Genomic DNA, 16,880 nt, shown 5'->3' with positions numbered 1-16,880 from the left:
CAAGAACTGCCTTAACCATCGGGAGCTGCTCATGGATTTCGCTTATTCGCCCAAGGTGCAAGAACTGCGTGAGCGCGTGACCGCGTTCATGGACACTTACGTTTACCCGGCTGAGGCGATATTCGAACGCCAGGTTGCCGAAGGCGATCGCTGGCAGCCGACGGCGATCATGGAAGAGCTGAAAGCCAAGGCCAAGGCCGAAGGTTTGTGGAATTTGTTTCTGCCTGAGTCGGAACTCGGTGCCGGCCTGAGCAACCTCGAATACGCGCCATTAGCCGAAATCATGGGCCGCTCGCTGCTCGGCCCGGAGCCGTTCAACTGCTCGGCGCCGGATACCGGCAACATGGAAGTGCTGGTGCGCTACGCCAACGAAGAACAGAAACAGCGCTGGCTCGAACCGCTGCTGCGCGGCGAGATCCGCTCGGCATTCGCCATGACCGAACCGGACGTGGCCTCTTCTGACGCGACCAACATGGCCGCCCGCGCCGTGCGTGATGGCGACGAGTGGGTGATCAACGGCAAAAAATGGTGGACCTCCGGCGCCTGCGATCCGCGCTGCAAAATCCTGATTTTCATGGGCCTGAGCAATCCCGATGCACCGCGCCATGCGCAGCACTCGATGATCCTCGTGCCGGTCGACACCCCCGGGGTGAAAATCGTCCGTCCATTGCCGGTATTCGGTTACGACGACGCACCACACGGCCACGCTGAAGTACTGTTCGACAACGTACGTGTGCCGTACGAAAACGTACTGTTGGGTGAAGGACGCGGCTTTGAAATTGCGCAAGGTCGCCTTGGCCCAGGCCGAATTCACCACTGCATGCGCTCGATCGGCATGGCTGAGCGTGCACTGGAATTGATGTGCAAACGTGCGGTAAGCCGCACTGCGTTCGGCAAACCGCTGGCGCGTCTGGGCGGTAACGTCGACAAGATCGCCGACTCGCGGATGGAAATCGACATGGCCCGTCTGCTGACATTGAAAGCGGCGTACATGATGGACACCGTGGGTAACAAAGTGGCGAAGAGCGAGATCGCGCAGATCAAAGTCGTCGCACCGAACGTCGCGCTGCGGGTGATTGATCGGGCGATCCAGATGCACGGCGGGGCAGGTGTATCGAACGATTTCCCGCTGGCCTACATGTATGCGATGCAACGCACATTGCGCCTGGCCGATGGACCGGACGAAGTGCACCGCGCGGCAATCGGCAAGTTCGAGATCGGCAAGTATGTGCCGAAGGAAATGCTGCGTAGCGAACGCTGATTCAGTGTGGCGAGGGAGCGTGCTCCCGCTCGGCTGCGCAGCAGTCGTAAATCCGGACGACTCGGTATAGCTGTCAAAACCGAGTTGTCTGGTTATGGGGTCGCTTCGCAACCCAGCGGGAGCGAGCTCCCTCGCCACAACAGCGGTTCAGCTTGCAGTTCAGTACACCCAAACCTCAACCCGCCGATTCTTGATCCTTCCCTCATCCGCATTGTTCGCCGCCACCGGCATCAACGCGCCAAACCCGCGAACCTCGCGCAACACTACGCCGTTTTTCACCAACTCCCGCCGCACGGCCATCGCCCGCAGCTTCGACAGCAGATCCGCCCGTGCCGGGTCGTCCTTGGCATCACCAAAACCCACCAGCGTCACCGCGCGTTCGGTCTTGTCATGGCGCTTTATATAGTCGAACACCCGCGCCAGATCCTGACGCGCCTTGTTATCGAGCGTCGCGCTGCCTTCTTCAAAGCGGAAATTCACCGTCAGACGTTGGGCGTGACGGCTGAGGGATTGATAGCCCTCGGGCATCAGCGCATTCGGCGCAACGCTCATGGCATGCACGGTCTGACTGATAAAACCGTTTGCCGCGACAATCGCCTGGCCCTGACGACTTTGCGTGAACGTCACCAACGCCTTCGCCCAAGGATTGCTGCTTTCGGGCGGTAGATAGAAGAACAACCGCCGCGACAATGGATAGTCTTCGGTAGCGATCAGGCTATTGAGCGGCAGCATCGACTGCGATGCGCCATCAGCAATCGACACGGCTTTGGCTTGGCGTACATAGGGCAAACCGATGAAACCGATGCCTTGCGGATCCGCGCTGACGGCGTCGGATAATTGCTCACTGGATTCAAAGCGTTTCGCGGCGCTGTTCAGAATTTTCCCACGACGGCTGAGGACCAGTTCCTTAAACGTGTCATAGGTGCCGGACTGATCATCGCGCGCATATAAATGAATCGCGCCGCCCCGCCCGCCAAGGTCTTCCCAGGTTTTCACCTCGCCGGCGAAGATCCGCGCCAGTTGCTCGGTGTCGAGTTGCTGCAGCGGATTGTCGGGATGAAGGATGATCGCCAGGCCATCGATGGCGATGACTTGTTCGGCGGCAGGGCTTTTCAGATCGCCCAGTGATTGCAAGGTCTGTAGCTCACTGTCCTTGATCTCGCGGGAAGACGCGGCCAGGTCGGCGCTGGCATTTTTCAACGCGGTGAAACCGGTGCTGGAACCGTGGGCGGCGACTTCAACGACCACGCGTTGACCTTCGCTGGTCTGGCCGACGATCCGCAGTTCGTTGGCGCTGTCCGGGGTTTCGCGGTGGATTTTCAGCAGGCCTTGCGCTTGCAGCAGGCCTTCGACCAGTGCCGGGCCGAGCTCGGCGCCGATGGTGTTGGAACCCTGAATACGCAATGCCGGGCCGTTTTCAGGAAGGGGCAGGGCGGCGGCAGAAACCGTCAGCCAGGCACTCAAGAGAAAAACGCACAAAACACGCAGGGTCATGCCGGCACCGAATCAAGCCAAGGGGATTGCCGGGGAGATTAAGTCAGGCGCATGACCAAAAAATGACAGGTCAAAAGATCGCAGCCTTCGGCAGCTTCTACATTTGGAATGCGTTCCCCTGTAGGAGCTGCCGAAGGCTGCGATCTTTTGATCCTGGCTGATATCAGCTGAGTTCCAGCCAGATCGGCGCATGATCGGAAGGCTTCTCCATCCCGCGCAGTTCGTAGTCGACACCGGCGGCCTTCACCCGTGGCAACAAACCATGGGATGCCAGAATCACGTCGATGCGCAGCCCACGTTTCGGCTCATCCTCAAACCCACGGCTGCGGTAGTCGAACCAGCTGAACATGTCGGTCACGTCCGGGTTCAGGTGGCGATAGCTGTCGGTCAGACCCCAGTTCTTCAAGCGTGCCATCCACTCGCGCTCTTCCGGCAGGAAGCTGCATTTGCCGGTTTTCAGCCAGCGCTTCATGTTGTCCGGGCCGATGCCGATGTCGCAGTCTTCCGGGGAGATGTTCACATCGCCCATCACCACCAGCGGCTGTTCGTTGTGGAACTGGCTTTCCAGCAGTGCCTGCAGGTCGCTGTAGAAGCGCTGCTTGGCGGGGAATTTGGTCGGGTGGTCGCGGCTTTCACCCTGGGGGAAATAGCCGTTCATGATGGTCACCGGCACGCCATTGGCGTCGGCGAAGGTGCCCCAGATAAAGCGGCGCTGAGCGTCCTCTTCGTCGGTGGCGAAACCTTTATGGATGGCGATCGGTTCCTGGCGCGAGAGCATCGCCACGCCGTAATGGCCTTTCTGGCCGTGGAAGTACACGTGGTAGCCGAGGGCGCGGACTTCTTCGAGCGGAAACTGGTCGTCGTGGACCTTGGTTTCCTGCAGGCCGATCACGTCTGGCTGGTGTTTTTCGATCAGCGCTGCCAGCTGATGCGGACGGGCGCGCAGTCCGTTGATGTTGAAGGAAACGATCTTCATGTCGGCAGTCCTGGCAAAAGGGCGATGCTAGCTGACATGGGGGAGATGGGCCAGTGTGGGAGAAATCATTTTGGCCTGTGGGATTTGTGCTGCCAGTACCGGCCTCTTCGCGAGCAGGCTCGCTCCCACAGGGGGGCGCGGTCTAAATGTGGGAGCGAGCCCGCTCGCGAAGAGGCCAGCAAAATCGATGAAGATCCAGGGTTGGTCTATACCTGTGGGGAACTGTGTCACTGCCACAAGGTTCGTACCAACAAGAGCGCCGCCATTTGAACGCGCCCCGGGGAGAATCACCGTCATGCCTGAAACCCAGACCGCCATCGCCGACATTCATATGCTCGACCGCGGCTACTCACGCGAAGCCCGCTCGCTGCTCTATCAGGCCTATCGCCACGAGCCAACGTTCGGCTACCTGTTCGAAGCCGAGCGCCCCGGCTATGAGCAACGGGTGCGGGCGACGGTGCGGGAACTGGTCAAGCAACACTTTCTGCAGGACCTGCCCGCCATCGGCCTGCTGGTCAACGACCGCCTGATCGGCATCGCGCTGATCGCGCCGCCACAACGGCGCCTGGGCATCACCGAAAGTTGGGCGTGGCGCCTGCGCATGGTGCTCAGCACCGGTTTCCGCTGCACCCGCCGCTATCTGGAATACCACGATGCCGTCGCCGCCTGCGTGCCCAGTGATTCGGTGCACATGCTGCCGCTGCTGGGCATTCACCCACAATTTCAGGGCAAACATTTCGGCGAGCAATTGCTGACGGCGGTCCACAACTGGTGCGCCGTCGACGAAACCTCGCAGGGTGTGGTGCTCGACACCGGCAACCCGCGTTATCTGGAATTCTATAAAAGGCAGGGATACGAAGAGATCGGCGAAGTTGCCGTCGGGCCGGTGCGCGAACACGTATTTTTCCACGCCAATCCGCAGGTGTTACAAACTGCAACAGCATAACAATCGAACTTCTTGGGAAATTTCCTGTTCTATCACGCTCCCAAGCCCGTGATAGCATCCGCGCCTATGAAGTTTCCAGGAAGATTTACCAGTGGCGTGCTCATGCTGTTAACCAGCTGCGCGGCGCTGGCGCAAAGTGAATTGGACGTGCGGATCAAACCGTCCAACGATGAACTTAAAGCCAATATAGAAGGCTATATCGGCGGCCTCGGCGACCGTGACGAAGAAGCCCTGCAGCGCTTCAGTCGCGGTGCCGAAGAGCAGGCGCGCAAAGCGGCCCAGGCGTTGGGCTACTACCAGCCGCAGATCGAAAGTGACGTCAAGGGTGGCGACAAGCCGCGCCTGGTGCTGAACATCGATCCCGGCGAGCCGATTCACCTGCGCAACGTGACCATTCGTGTCGACGGCCCGGCTGCCTCCCTCAAATCCTTTCGTGTACCGAAAAGCGACGCGCTCAAGTCCGGCGCGGTGCTCAACCATGGCCGTTACGAAGACGCCAAAAGACTTATTCAGAATCAGGCCTCGCGCTTCGGTTTCTTCAGCGGCCACTTTACTAGCCAAAAACTCATGGTCGACCCGCGCGCCGGGGTGGCCGACATCGAACTGATCTACGAAAGCGGCCCGCGTTATGCGCTGGGCAAAGTCAAATTCGAAGGTGACACGCCGTTCGACGAAGACCTGCTGCAACGCATGGTGCCGTTCAAGGAAGGCGAACCCTACGACTCCGAACTGATCGCCGAATTGAACCGCGATCTGCAATCGAGTGGCTATTTCGAAGGCATACGCGTCGATGCCGCACCGACCGCAGCGCAGAACGACGTGATCCCGGTGGACGTCAAACTCGACACGCGCAAACCACGGACGATGGGCCTGGGCCTCGGTTATTCGACCGACGTCGGCCCGCGCATCAAAGCCAACTGGACGCGCCATTGGGTCAACCCGCAAGGCGACAGTTATGGCTGGGAAGCCGAGCTTTCGGCACCACGGCAAAACGTTGGCTTGTTCTACGACATCCCGCTCGACCCGCCGCTGACCGACAAACTGCGCTGGGCCGGTGGCTATCAGTTCGAAGACATCGACGGCTCCGACACCTTGAGCAAACTGCTGACCTTCGGCCCGGAATGGCACAGCAAATTACCGAGCGGCTGGCAGCGGGTGATCTCGCTGAAATGGCAGCGCGAAGAATATGAACTCGGCGATGACTCGGGCCTGAGTACCTTGCTGATGCCCGGCATCAGTTACTCGTACCTGAAAAGTGACAACCGCATCGACCCGCACAACGGCTATCGCCTGAGCTTCGAAAGCAAAGTGGCGAAAGAAGGCCTCGGCTCGGACAACAACCTTTTATATGGCACGGCGCTGGTCAAAGGCCTGACGACCGTGTTCGACAAACACCGCTTCCTCGGTCGCGTGCAGGTCGGCGGCAGCGCCACCAACGGCTACAACTCGATTCCGCCATCGCTGCGTTTTTTCGCCGGTGGCGATCAGAGTGTGCGCGGCTACGACTACCAGAGCCTGTCCCCGGAAAACTCCAAGGGTGATCGCATCGGCGGTCGCTACATGGTTGCCGGCAGCGTCGAGTATCAATACTCGATCGCCGAGAAATGGCGCGTGGCGACCTTCGTCGACCAGGGCAATTCCTTCAACAAACTCGAACTGCCGAACCTCAAGACCGGGGTCGGCATTGGTGTGCGCTGGGTTTCGCCGGTGGGGCCGATCCGCCTCGACCTGGCCCACGCACTCGACGACGATGGCGGCATCCGGCTGCACTTTTCCATGGGGCCTGAGCTGTGAAGCGTGGTTTGAAAATAACGGCACTGACGCTGCTGGCGTTGCTGTTGTTGATTGTATTGAGCATCAGCGCGGTTCTCGGCACGCAAGCGGGCAGCCGTTGGGCGTTGGGCCTGGTACCCGGGCTGAGCGTGGAGAATTTCCAGGGTCGCCTCGGCGGGCAATGGAGCGCCGATCATCTAATTTGGCAGCAGGACAGCAGCCGCGTCGAACTGAACCAGGCAATCTTCGCCTGGTCGCCGCTGTGCCTGACGCGCATGACGCTGTGCATCGAACAGCTCAAGGCTGATCAGGTCATTCTGCAATTCCCGCCGAGTGAAGAAACCACTGAAAGTGGCCCGATCAAACTGCCGGATCTGCAATTGCCGGTGGCCATCGAACTGGGCGACGTGCAGGTTGGCAGTCTGCTGTTCAATGGCAGCGAACAGCTCAAGGGCTTGCAACTGGCGGCGCACTGGACCGCCAAGGGCATGCAGATCGACAGCGTGAAGCTGCAGCGCGACGAGCTCAGCCTGAACCTGTCCGGCACCCTTGAACCGAGCGGCAACTGGCCGCTGAACATCGCCGGTGACCTGACGCTTCCGTCACCGGGCGCGGGGCCGTGGGCGCTGGCGTTGAAGATCGACGGCGACCTGTTGAAAACCCTTAACCTGCACGCCGACAGCCGGGGTTACCTCGACGGCCAATTGAGCGGCGAGTTGCAACCGCTGGTGGAAAACCTGCCGGCCAAGGTGCGCATCACTTCCGACGCGTTCAAGCCGAGCGCCGACCTGCCGGACACGCTGCAACTCAATCAATTGGTACTGACCGGCGAAGGCGACCTGAAAAACGGTTACCAGCTCAACGGCAACGCCACGCTCCCTGCCGATAAAGGCCCGGTAGCGCTGCTGCTGCAAGGCAAAGTCGACGCCAGCGGCGCGCAGATTGCCGGCCTCGACCTGACGGCCAACGACAAGCAAAGCCTGAAACTCACCGGCAGTGTTGACTGGAGCAAAGGCCTCAGCGCCCAAGCCAACATCAACTGGCAGGATTTCCCGTGGCACCGGCTCTATAACGAAATCGACGAGCCACAAGTGGCTTTGCGTACTTTCACTGGCGAAGTCTCCTACACCGACGGCCAATACCTCGGCAACTTCGCCGCTGCACTGGACGGCCCGGCGGGCGCGTTTACCCTGAGCAGTCCGTTCAGCGGCAGCCTGAAACAGATCGCCCTGCCGCAACTGAAAATGCAAGCCGGGCAGGGCAAGGCTGAAGGCCATGTCAATGTGCAGTTCGCCGATGGCATCGCTTGGGACACGGCGCTGGAGCTGTCGGCGCTCAACCCGGCTTACTGGGTCGCCGAGTTGCCGGGCACTTTGGCCGGGCCGCTGAAAAGCCAAGGCGAAATGAAAAACGAACGCCTTAGCCTCACCGCCGACCTCGACTTGAAAGGCAAACTGCGCGGCCAACCGGCGATCCTCCAGGCCAAGGCTGACGGTGCTGGCGAACAGTGGAACCTCAACGCCCTGCAAATCCGCCTCGGCGACAACAGCATCAACGGCAAGGGCAGCCTGCAACAGAAACTCAGCGGGCAGATCGACATCAAGCTGTCGCGCCTGGCCCAGCTCTGGCCGCAACTGCGCGGGCAGGTCAGCGGTCAGGTCAATGTGGCTGGCACGCTGAAGGCGCCACAAGGCAAGCTCGACCTGCAAGGATCGCAACTGGCGTTCCAGGACAATCGCCTGCAAAGCCTCAACCTCGATGCCACCCTCGACAGCGCGCAACGGGCGAAGATCGATTTGAAAGGCGCCGGCATTCAGGCCGGCGACACTTCATTGGGCACGCTGACCGCCAGCGCTCAGGGCGACATCAAGAATCAGAAACTCAACCTCGACCTGATCGGGCCGAAGCTGAAACTCGCCCTTGGTCTGGACGGTAACCTCGACAAAGGCAACTGGCGCGGGCGCCTGGCCAGCGGTGACATTCAGGCCGGCGGCCAAGACTGGAAGCTGCAGAATCCGGCCAAGCTTGAGCGTCTGGCTGACGGCAAAATCAACTTCGGCGCGCATTGCTGGATGTCCGGCAATGCCAGCCTGTGCGGTGAAGATCAGCGGCTGATGCCGGAGCCGAAACTGCGCTACCACCTCAAGCAGTTCCCGATCGAAAGTCTGGCGCAATGGTTGCCGAAAGACTTCGCCTGGCAGGGTAAGCTCAACGCTGATCTGCAACTGGATCTGCCGGCCAGCGGTCCCAATGGCGTGGTCAGCATCGACGCCAGCGGTGGCACCTTGCGCATGAAAGAAAAGGATCAGTGGCTGGACTTCCCGTACCAGACCCTGAAACTCACCAGCAAACTCACGCCCAAGCGCGTCGACACTGAACTCAACTTCGTCGGCGGTAAACTCGGCGAGTTGATGGTGCAGGCGCAGCTCAATCCGCTGCCGAAAAACAAACCGCTGAGCGGTTCGTTCCGCCTCTCCGGGCTTGATCTTTCGGTGGCGCGGCCGTTTGTGCCGATGGTCGAAAAACTAACCGGACGCCTGAATGGTAGCGGCACGATTTCCGGCGGACTGCTCGCGCCTTTGGTCAACGGCACCGTACAACTCAGCGACGGCGAAGTGTCCGGCGCCGAGTTGCCGATGGAGTTGCAAAATCTGCAACTCACCGCCGTGATTGCCGGCGAATCGGTGCGCCTCGATGGCGGCTGGAAAAGTGGCAAGAGCGGGCAGGGCAGCCTCAACGGTAACGTCGCCTGGGGGCAGGCGCTGGTGGTCGATCTGGCGCTGAAAGGCACGCAATTGCCGGTCAGCGTTGAGCCGTACGCCAAGTTGGAAGTGGCGCCGGACCTGAAGATTTCCATGGCCGGCGATGAGCTGAAAATCGCCGGCAAAGTGCAGGTGCCCAGAGGCGAAATCACCGTGCGTGAGCTGCCGCCATCCACGGTGAAAGTCTCTGATGACACAATCATCGTCGGTGCGCAGACCGAAGAGGGCAAACCGCCGATGGCGATGAAAATGGACATCGACGTGGTGGTCGGCGAAGACAAACTGGCCTTCGCCGGTTTCGGTCTGACCGCCAACGTGCAAGGTCACGTGCACATCGGCGACAACATGGACACTCGCGGTGAACTGTGGCTCAACGATGGCCGCTACAGTGCCTACGGCCAGCGTTTGTCGGTGCGGCGTGCGCGCCTGCTGTTTGCCGGCCCGATCGATCAGCCGTATCTGGACATCGAAGCGATCCGCCAGACCGACGACGTGATCGCCGGTATTCGCCTGAGCGGCAGCGCCGAGCAACCGACCACGCAGATCTTCTCCGAGCCGGCGATGAGTCAGGAGCAGGCGTTGTCCTATCTGGTGCTGGGCCGACCGCTGAGCACCAACGGCGAGGACAACAACATGCTCGCGCAAGCGGCGCTGGGCCTGGGCTTGATGGGCAGTTCCGGGGTCACCAGCGGTCTGGCCAAGGATCTGGGGATTCAGGATTTCCAGCTTGACACCCAAGGCAGCGGCGATGCCACCAGCGTGGTTGCAAGCGGCAATATTACCGAGAAGCTCAGTTTGCGCTATGGCGTTGGCGTGTTTGAACCGGCCAGTACCATCGCGCTGCGCTACAAGCTGAGCAAGAAGGTCTATGTCGAAGCGGCCAGTGGCGTTGCGAGTTCGCTGGATATCTTCTACAAGCGCGATTTCTAGGTCGCGCTCCCTCTTTAAACCGAGTCGCCTCCATCGCAGGCAAGCCAGCTCCCACAGGTGTTTCGGGTGTTCACAGAATTTGTGTTCACCGCAGATCCCTGTGGGAGCTGGCTTGCCAGCGATAGCGTTCGCATGTGCAACACAAAACCCAGCCCACTGGTCAACTAATTACCAAGCCACCTAACTATTACGTTGACATTCGCTGCCTAGGCAGTAACATCTCGACATACATTCACTGCCTAGGCAGTTATTAGGTGAGCAAATGAAGCATTTCACCCCGGACGAATTCAAACACTGCCATCTTGGCCTGTTGCTTGGCCGTGCTGCGCTGCTCAAGGACCGGATCATCGACACCCACATGGAACCCCACGGCATCACCGCCGCGCAGTTCAAAGTGTTGATCATCATGGCCCAGTTCGGCGTCGACACCCCGGCCGAGCTGTGCCGGCATCTGTCGCTGGACAGCGGTTCGATGACGCGCATGCTCGATCGTCTGGAGCAGAAAGGTTTTCTGGTTCGTCAACGCAGCGAAGGCGATCGCCGGCAGGTGCAACTCAAACTCACCGAGCAGGGCCAGCAACTGGCTGATCGCCTGCCGTACATCGGCGCCGATGCGATGAATGAACTGGCCGGCGCCGTCACTCCGGACGAGTTGAAGACCCTGGAATACATCCTCAAGAAAATCCTGCTGGCAGCCGGTGACCCGATCACTATCCAGCGGTTAGGTGAACACAATGAGCGGTAACACCTTGCGCAGCAGCCTGACGCTGGTGCTGTCGGCGATGATCCTCGCCGGTTGCGCCAACTACAGCGGCCTCGACACCCAAGGCCAGAATCTTGATGCGAAAAGCCTGAAAGTCGGCCAGTCGCTGAACGGCGTGACTCTCTCGCCGGCCGCGTGGCCGAAAAGCGACTGGTGGACCAGCCTTGGCGATCCGCAACTCGACGGTTTGATCCGCGAAGCGCTGCACGACAGCCCGGACATGCAAATCGCCGAAGCCCGTGCACATCAGGCCAGCGCCGCCGCGTATGCCGCCGATGCCGAACGTTATCCGACCCTCGACGCCAGCGCCGGCATCAGCCGTTCGCGCTTGGCTCGCGATCAGGATCCGCTGGGGCAGGGTGGGGCTTATTCGACGGTGCGCAATGTCAGCGCCGGTTTCAATTACAACTTCGACCTGTGGGGCGGCCAGCGTGATGCCTGGGAAGCTGCACTCGGTCAGGCCCGTGCCGCTGAAGTTGATCGTCAGGCCGCACAACTGACCCTCGCCGCCGACGTCGCTCGCGCTTACAGCGATCTCGGGCAGGCACACATCGTTTATGACCTGGCGAACGAAGACCTCAAGCGCACCAAGCAAATGCTCGATTTGAGCCAGCGTCGCCTGAGTTCCGGGATCGACAGCCAGTATCAGTTCCAGCAAACCCAGAGCCTGGAAGCCAGTTCCGAAGCCAGCCTGATCGACGCGGAAAAACGCTTGAACAGCGCCAAGATCGCCTTGGCGGTGCTGCTCGGCAAAGGCCCGGATCGCGGCAGCGAAATTGCCCGCCCGAAAGTGCTACAAGCCAGTGCCGTGGCGGTGCCGTCGGTGTTGCCGGCGGAACTGCTCGGTCGTCGCCCGGATCTGGTCGCCGCGCGCTGGCGCGTCGAAGCCGCGAGTAAAGACATCGACTCGGCGAAAACCCGCTTCTATCCCAACTTGAACCTCACGGCCTTGGCCGGGGCCGAATCGTTGTTGGGTGACGCGATGTTTGGCTCGGCCAGTCGCTTCTTCAACATTGCCCCGACCATTTCGGTGCCGATTTTCGACGGCGGACGCCTGCGCGCCAACCTCGATGCGCGCGACGCCGATTACGACCTGGCAGTGGCGCAGTACAACAAAAGCCTGGTGAAGGCACTGGGCGATGTCAGCGACACGATCAACCAGTTGCGTGACATCGGCCGGCAGATCGGTGCGCAGCAACACGCCACCGAGATTGCCCAGGATTCTTACAACACCGTCGTCCAGCGTTACGGTTCCGGCATCGGCAACTACCTGGACGTGCTCAGCATCGAGCAGCAATTGCTCCAGGCCCAGCGTCAACTGGCCAACCTCAATGCCGAGCAGATCGACCTGTCGATTCAACTGATGCAAGCGCTGGGCGGCGGCTTCCAGGGAGACACCCTGACCGCAGCCAACGCCACCCCAGCCACGTCGCACAACTAATTCAAGGTATTTGTCATGGCCACTGCCGAAAACACTCAAGCTCAAGGCAACACCCCGGACACCGGCAACCCGCGCAAACGCAAAGTGATGCTGTTGGCGCTGGCCGTTGTGGTCGCGCTCGCCTGCGCCGGCGTCTGGGCGTACCACGAGTTCATCGGGCGCTTTAACGAAAGCACCGACGACGCCTACGTCAACGGCAACGTCGTCGAAATCACCCCACTGGTCACCGGCACCGTGGTCAGCATCGGCGCTGACGATGGTGATCTGGTTCACGAAGGTCAGGTGCTGATCAACTTCGACCCCAACGATGCCGAAGTCGGTCTGCAAAGTGCCCAGGCGAAACTGGCGCGCACTGTGCGTCAGGTGCGCGGCTTGTACAGCAACGTTGACGGCATGAAAGCCCAGGTCAACGCTCAGCAGGCCGAAGTGCAGAAGGCGCAGGACAACTACAACCGCCGGAAGAACCTGGCGCAGGGCGGGGCGATTTCCCAGGAAGAACTGTCCCACGCTCGCGATGACCTGACCTCGGCGCAAAATGCCCTGGCCAACGCCAAGCAGCAACTGAAAACCACCAGCGCCTTGGTTGATGACACCGTGGTCTCGTCGCATCCGGACGTGATGTCGGCCGCTGCCGATCTGCGTCAGGCGTACCTGACCAATGCGCGCAGCACGCTGATTGCGCCGGTCACCGGTTACGTCGCCAAGCGCACCGTGCAACTCGGGCAGCGTGTGCAGCCGGGCACGGCGTTGATGGCGGTGATTCCACTGGATCAGCTGTGGATCGACGCCAACTTCAAAGAAACCCAATTGCGCGACATGCGCATCGGTCAGCCGGTGGATATCGAATCCGACATCTACGGCAGCGACGTGAAATACAGCGGTACCGTCGATAGCCTCGGCGCCGGCACCGGCAGCGCGTTTGCTCTGCTGCCTGCGCAAAACGCTACCGGTAACTGGATCAAGATTGTTCAGCGTGTGCCGGTGCGCATTCACATCAACGCCGAAGAGCTGGCCAAGCATCCGCTGCGCGTCGGCCTGTCGACCAACGTTGAAGTCAACCTGCACGACCAGAGCGGTCCGGTACTGGCGCAGCAGCCACCGCAAAAGGCCTCGTTCAGCACCAACGTCTACGACCGCCAACTGGCCGAAGCCGACGCGATGATTGCGCAGCTGATCCACGACAACAGCGCGGCGCTCAGCAAAACTGCGCAACGCTGAGATCACACTCCTCAGGTGCGGGCCTTTGTGGCGAGGGAGCTTGCTCCCGCTGGGGCGCGCAGCGGCCCCAAAAGCTTGCGACTGCTTCGCAGCCGAGCGGGAGCAAGCTCCCTCGCCACAAAGGTCCGCTCCATAGCGTCAATCAGGTTTCAAAGGATTCACAATGAGCAATAACGCCTCTTTCACGCCGCCCAGCCTGTTGCTCAGTACCATCGGTCTGTCGCTGGCAACGTTCATGCAAGTGCTCGACACCACCATTGCCAACGTGGCGCTGCCGACGATTTCCGGTAACCTCGGGGTGAGTTCGGAGCAGGGCACCTGGGTGATCACCTCGTTCGCCGTGAGTAACGCGATTGCGCTGCCGCTGACCGGTTGGCTCAGCCGTCGTTTCGGTGAGGTGAAGCTGTTTTTGTGGGCCACCATCCTGTTCGTGCTGGCCTCGTTTCTTTGTGGTATCTCGACCTCGATGCCGGAACTGATCGGCTTCCGCGTGCTGCAAGGTCTGGTTGCCGGGCCGCTGTATCCGATGACGCAAACCCTGTTGATCGCGGTTTATCCGCCCGCCAGGCGCGGCATGGCCCTGGCGTTACTGGCGATGGTCACGGTGGTCGCGCCGATTGCCGGACCCATTCTCGGTGGCTGGATCACCGACAGTTACAGCTGGCCGTGGATCTTCTTTATCAACGTACCGATCGGCATCTTTGCGGTGATGGTGGTGCGTTCGCAACTGGCCAAACGCCCGGTGGAAACCAGTCGTCAGCCGATGGATTATGTTGGTCTTATCACGCTGATCATCGGTGTCGGCGCGTTGCAGGTAATCCTCGACAAGGGCAATGATCTGGACTGGTTCGAGTCGAATTTCATCATCATCGGCGCGGCGATTTCGGTGATCGCGCTGGCGGTGTTCGTCATCTGGGAAATGACCGACCAGCACCCGGTGGTCAACCTGCGGCTGTTCGCCTATCGCAACTTCCGCATCGGCACGCTGGTGTTGGTGCTGGGTTACGCGGGGTTCTTCGGTATCAACCTGATCCTGCCGCAATGGTTGCAGACGCAGATGGGCTACACCGCGACCTGGGCCGGTCTGGCCGTGGCGCCGATCGGCATTCTGCCGGTGTTGCTGTCGCCGTTTGTCGGCAAGTACGCGAACAAGTTCGACCTGCGCTTGCTCGCCGGCCTGGCGTTTCTGGCGATTGGTTTGAGCTGCTTCATGCGCGCCGGGTTCACCAACGAAGTGGACTTCCAGCACATCGCGCTGGTGCAGTTGTTCATGGGCATTGGCGTGGCGCTGTTCTTCATGCCGACCCTGAGCATCCTGATGTCGGACTTGCCGCCGAGCCAGATTGCCGATGGTGCAGGCCTGGCGACTTTCTTGCGGACCTTGGGCGGTAGTTTTGCCGCGTCGCTGACCACGTGGATCTGGATTCGCCGCGCCGATCAGCACCATGCGTACATGAGTGAGAGCATCAGCACTTTCGAACCGGCAACCCGCGAGACCTTGAATCATTTAGGCGGCGCGAGCCAATCGGCTTATGCACAGATGGACCAGATTTTGACCAGCCAGGCGTACATGCTCTCCACCGTGGATTACTTCACGCTGCTGGGTTGGGGCTTTATGGGGTTGATTCTGATTGTGTGGCTGGCGAAACCGCCGTTTGCCGCCAAGGCAGGTCCGGCCGCCAGCGGTCATTGACCTGCAAAGCAGGACCTGTGGGAGCGAGCCTGCTCGCGAAAGCGGTGTGTCAGATACTCGATTGCTGAATGACACACTGCATTCGCGAGCAGGCTCGCTCCCACAGGGTTTTGTGTTGGGCTTTAGATTGCAGGGGCGGGCAGGGCTGGTGGCGGGGCAAAGTCGAACGGCGCCAGGGCGTACCCGCTCTCATCTACCTGCAACGCCCACCCCTGACGATCCCAATCCCCCAGCACAATCCGCTTTGCCGCCTGCTCACCGAGCTGCAGCTTGTGGATCGCCGGACGATGGGTGTGCCCGTGGATCAACGTCTTCACGCCAAACGCCTGCATGATCCGCGGAATCTCCTCCGGCGTGACATCAACGATGTCATTGGCCTTCATCCGCACCTGCGCCTTGCTCTCGCTGCGCAACTTGCGCGCCAGTTTGTGCCGGGTGCTCAGTGGCAGATGCCGCAGGATAAACAGCGTGATCGGATTACGCAGATAACGCCGCAGCTTCATATAGCCGACGTCGCGGGTACAGAGGCTGTCGCCGTGCATCAACAGTACCGGCTCGCCGTAAAACTGCACGACACTCGGATCCTTCAACAACGTACAGCCGGCCTGCTTGCAGAAGGCCTTGCCGAGCATGAAGTCGCGATTGCCGTGCATCAGAAAAATCGCCGTGCCGCTGTCGCTGAGTTCGCGCAGGGCCTGGCAGATGGAACGCTGGAAGGGCGTCATGGCGTCGTCGCCAATCCACGCTTCAAAAAAGTCGCCGAGGATGTACAACGCACTCGCCGAGCGGGCGCGTCCGGCGAGCAAATCCAGAAACGCCCGGGTAATGTCCGGGCGCTCCTCTTCCAGATGCAAGTCTGAAATCAGCAATATCACGCTTCGATGATCTCGGCTTTCTCGATGATCACGTCGTCTGCTGGTACGTCCTGGTGGCCGGCCTTGGAAGTGGTGGCAACGCCTTCGATCTTGTCTACAACTTCAGTGCCGGCAACCACTTTACCGAATACGGCATAACCCCAGCCCTGAGCGGTCTTGGCGGTGTGGTTGAGGAAGCTGTTGTTGGTGGCGTTGATGAAGAACTGCGCCGAGGCCGAATGCGGGTCCATGGTGCGAGCCATGGCCAGAGTGTACTTTTCGTTCTTCAGGCCGTTATCCGCTTCGTTCTGGATGCTGGCGCGCTTGTCTTTCTTTTCCTGCATGCCAGGCTGGAAACCGCCGCCCTGGATCATGAAACCCTTGATCACACGGTGGAAAACCACGTTCTCGTAGTGACCGGCCTTAACATATTCGAGAAAGTTGGCAACGGTGATTGGCGCTTTTTCCGCGTCCAGTTCGATGACGATGTCGCCATGATTGGTGGTCAATTTAACTTGAGTCATGATCGCTACTCTTTATAAGGAATTCGTGGTTTTCGGACCCGGAGTTCCGAAACCGGTTCAGCCTGCTTCGGCCAAGGTGCGCAGTTTAGCGTGACAGGCGCGAATTTCGAGGCTGTTTTTCAATTCCCGGCGATTAAATGCGCTCCTTTATAAGCCGTGCTCTGTCAGCCCCTTGACAGCATCGGCTATGATAGCGGCTTTGTTTTGTCTGGCCCCCTCTGCGGCCGCGCACATGTAAGTCAAGG

At 60.3% G+C, this 16,880-nt stretch carries 12 protein-coding genes; 8 read left to right on the top strand and 4 right to left on the bottom strand.

Annotation, left to right across the window (positions count from 1 at the left end; translation table 11 throughout):
* Positions 1 to 31 precede the first annotated feature (31 nt).
* Positions 32 to 1,261 (top strand): acyl-CoA dehydrogenase, encoded by a 1,230-nt coding sequence (locus BK670_RS15625; protein WP_123450844.1) that lies wholly within the window; start codon positions 32 to 34, stop codon positions 1,259 to 1,261.
* A gap of 159 nt (positions 1,262 to 1,420) precedes the next feature.
* Here BK670_RS15625 and BK670_RS15620 read toward each other — a convergent pair whose 3' ends face one another.
* Complete coding sequence (locus BK670_RS15620) at positions 1,421 to 2,755, bottom strand: substrate-binding domain-containing protein (RefSeq protein WP_123450841.1); 1,335 nt, start codon at positions 2,753 to 2,755, stop codon at positions 1,421 to 1,423.
* 163 nt (positions 2,756 to 2,918) lie between these two features.
* On the bottom strand, positions 2,919 to 3,731 hold the full coding sequence (xthA, locus tag BK670_RS15615; protein ID WP_123450839.1) for an exodeoxyribonuclease III: 813 nt from the start codon (positions 3,729 to 3,731) through the stop codon (positions 2,919 to 2,921).
* 295 nt (positions 3,732 to 4,026) lie between these two features.
* Here xthA and BK670_RS15605 point away from each other — a divergent pair, with 295 nt between their 5' ends.
* The 7 genes from BK670_RS15605 (at position 4,027) to BK670_RS15575 (ending at position 15,257) form a co-directional block, all read left to right on the top strand.
* On the top strand, positions 4,027 to 4,677 hold the full coding sequence (locus tag BK670_RS15605) for a GNAT family N-acetyltransferase (RefSeq protein WP_007912451.1): 651 nt from the start codon (positions 4,027 to 4,029) through the stop codon (positions 4,675 to 4,677).
* Between the two features lie 66 nt (positions 4,678 to 4,743).
* The gene (locus tag BK670_RS15600) at positions 4,744 to 6,471 is read left to right on the top strand and encodes an autotransporter assembly complex protein TamA (protein WP_123450835.1); all 1,728 of its coding nucleotides are present in this window, start codon (positions 4,744 to 4,746) and stop codon (positions 6,469 to 6,471) included.
* A complete protein-coding gene (locus BK670_RS15595) occupies positions 6,468 to 10,142 on the top strand; it encodes a translocation/assembly module TamB domain-containing protein (protein WP_123450833.1) in 3,675 nt (1,224 codons plus the stop codon). The genes BK670_RS15600 and BK670_RS15595 overlap by 4 nt, the downstream gene beginning before the upstream one ends.
* Before the next feature lie 262 nt (positions 10,143 to 10,404).
* On the top strand, positions 10,405 to 10,887 hold the full coding sequence (locus tag BK670_RS15590; RefSeq protein WP_123450831.1) for a MarR family winged helix-turn-helix transcriptional regulator: 483 nt from the start codon (positions 10,405 to 10,407) through the stop codon (positions 10,885 to 10,887).
* Entirely contained in the window at positions 10,877 to 12,346 is a 1,470-nt protein-coding gene (locus BK670_RS15585) for an efflux transporter outer membrane subunit (RefSeq protein ID WP_123450829.1), read from the top strand. The genes BK670_RS15590 and BK670_RS15585 overlap by 11 nt, the downstream gene beginning before the upstream one ends.
* Positions 12,347 to 12,361: 15 nt before the next feature.
* The gene (locus BK670_RS15580) at positions 12,362 to 13,564 is read left to right on the top strand and encodes an HlyD/EmrA/EmrK family protein (RefSeq protein WP_123450827.1); all 1,203 of its coding nucleotides are present in this window, start codon (positions 12,362 to 12,364) and stop codon (positions 13,562 to 13,564) included.
* A 163-nt stretch (positions 13,565 to 13,727) separates the two neighbouring features.
* Positions 13,728 to 15,257, top strand: a complete 1,530-nt coding sequence (locus BK670_RS15575; RefSeq protein ID WP_016986555.1) for a DHA2 family efflux MFS transporter permease subunit — start codon at positions 13,728 to 13,730, stop codon at positions 15,255 to 15,257.
* Between the two features lie 122 nt (positions 15,258 to 15,379).
* Here BK670_RS15575 and lpxH read toward each other — a convergent pair whose 3' ends face one another.
* Positions 15,380 to 16,132 (bottom strand): UDP-2,3-diacylglucosamine diphosphatase, encoded by a 753-nt coding sequence (gene lpxH, locus BK670_RS15570; protein ID WP_123450825.1) that lies wholly within the window; start codon positions 16,130 to 16,132, stop codon positions 15,380 to 15,382.
* Positions 16,129 to 16,635: a peptidylprolyl isomerase gene (locus BK670_RS15565; RefSeq protein ID WP_123450822.1), complete on the bottom strand. Its 507-nt coding sequence runs from the start codon at positions 16,633 to 16,635 to the stop codon at positions 16,129 to 16,131. The genes lpxH and BK670_RS15565 overlap by 4 nt, the downstream gene beginning before the upstream one ends.
* Positions 16,636 to 16,880 lie beyond the last annotated feature (245 nt).

Origin of the sequence: Pseudomonas fluorescens (assembly GCF_003732425.1) — a bacterium.
Classification (GTDB): domain Bacteria; phylum Pseudomonadota; class Gammaproteobacteria; order Pseudomonadales; family Pseudomonadaceae; genus Aquipseudomonas; species Aquipseudomonas fluorescens_BE.
The sequence above is the reverse complement of the archived record's forward strand: the minus strand, read 5'-3'. Positions and strand labels throughout refer to the sequence as shown.

Coding starts and splice junctions, on each gene's coding strand:
- BK670_RS15565 (WP_123450822.1), bottom strand. CDS start 16,635: ATGACTCAAGTTAAATTGACCACCAATCATGGCGACATCGTCATCGAA.
- BK670_RS15620 (WP_123450841.1), bottom strand. CDS start 2,755: ATGACCCTGCGTGTTTTGTGCGTTTTTCTCTTGAGTGCCTGGCTGACG.
- xthA (WP_123450839.1), bottom strand. CDS start 3,731: ATGAAGATCGTTTCCTTCAACATCAACGGACTGCGCGCCCGTCCGCAT.
- BK670_RS15575 (WP_016986555.1), top strand. CDS start 13,728: ATGAGCAATAACGCCTCTTTCACGCCGCCCAGCCTGTTGCTCAGTACC.
- BK670_RS15605 (WP_007912451.1), top strand. CDS start 4,027: ATGCCTGAAACCCAGACCGCCATCGCCGACATTCATATGCTCGACCGC.
- BK670_RS15580 (WP_123450827.1), top strand. CDS start 12,362: ATGGCCACTGCCGAAAACACTCAAGCTCAAGGCAACACCCCGGACACC.
- BK670_RS15585 (WP_123450829.1), top strand. CDS start 10,877: ATGAGCGGTAACACCTTGCGCAGCAGCCTGACGCTGGTGCTGTCGGCG.
- BK670_RS15625 (WP_123450844.1), top strand. CDS start 32: ATGGATTTCGCTTATTCGCCCAAGGTGCAAGAACTGCGTGAGCGCGTG.
- BK670_RS15590 (WP_123450831.1), top strand. CDS start 10,405: ATGAAGCATTTCACCCCGGACGAATTCAAACACTGCCATCTTGGCCTG.
- BK670_RS15600 (WP_123450835.1), top strand. CDS start 4,744: ATGAAGTTTCCAGGAAGATTTACCAGTGGCGTGCTCATGCTGTTAACC.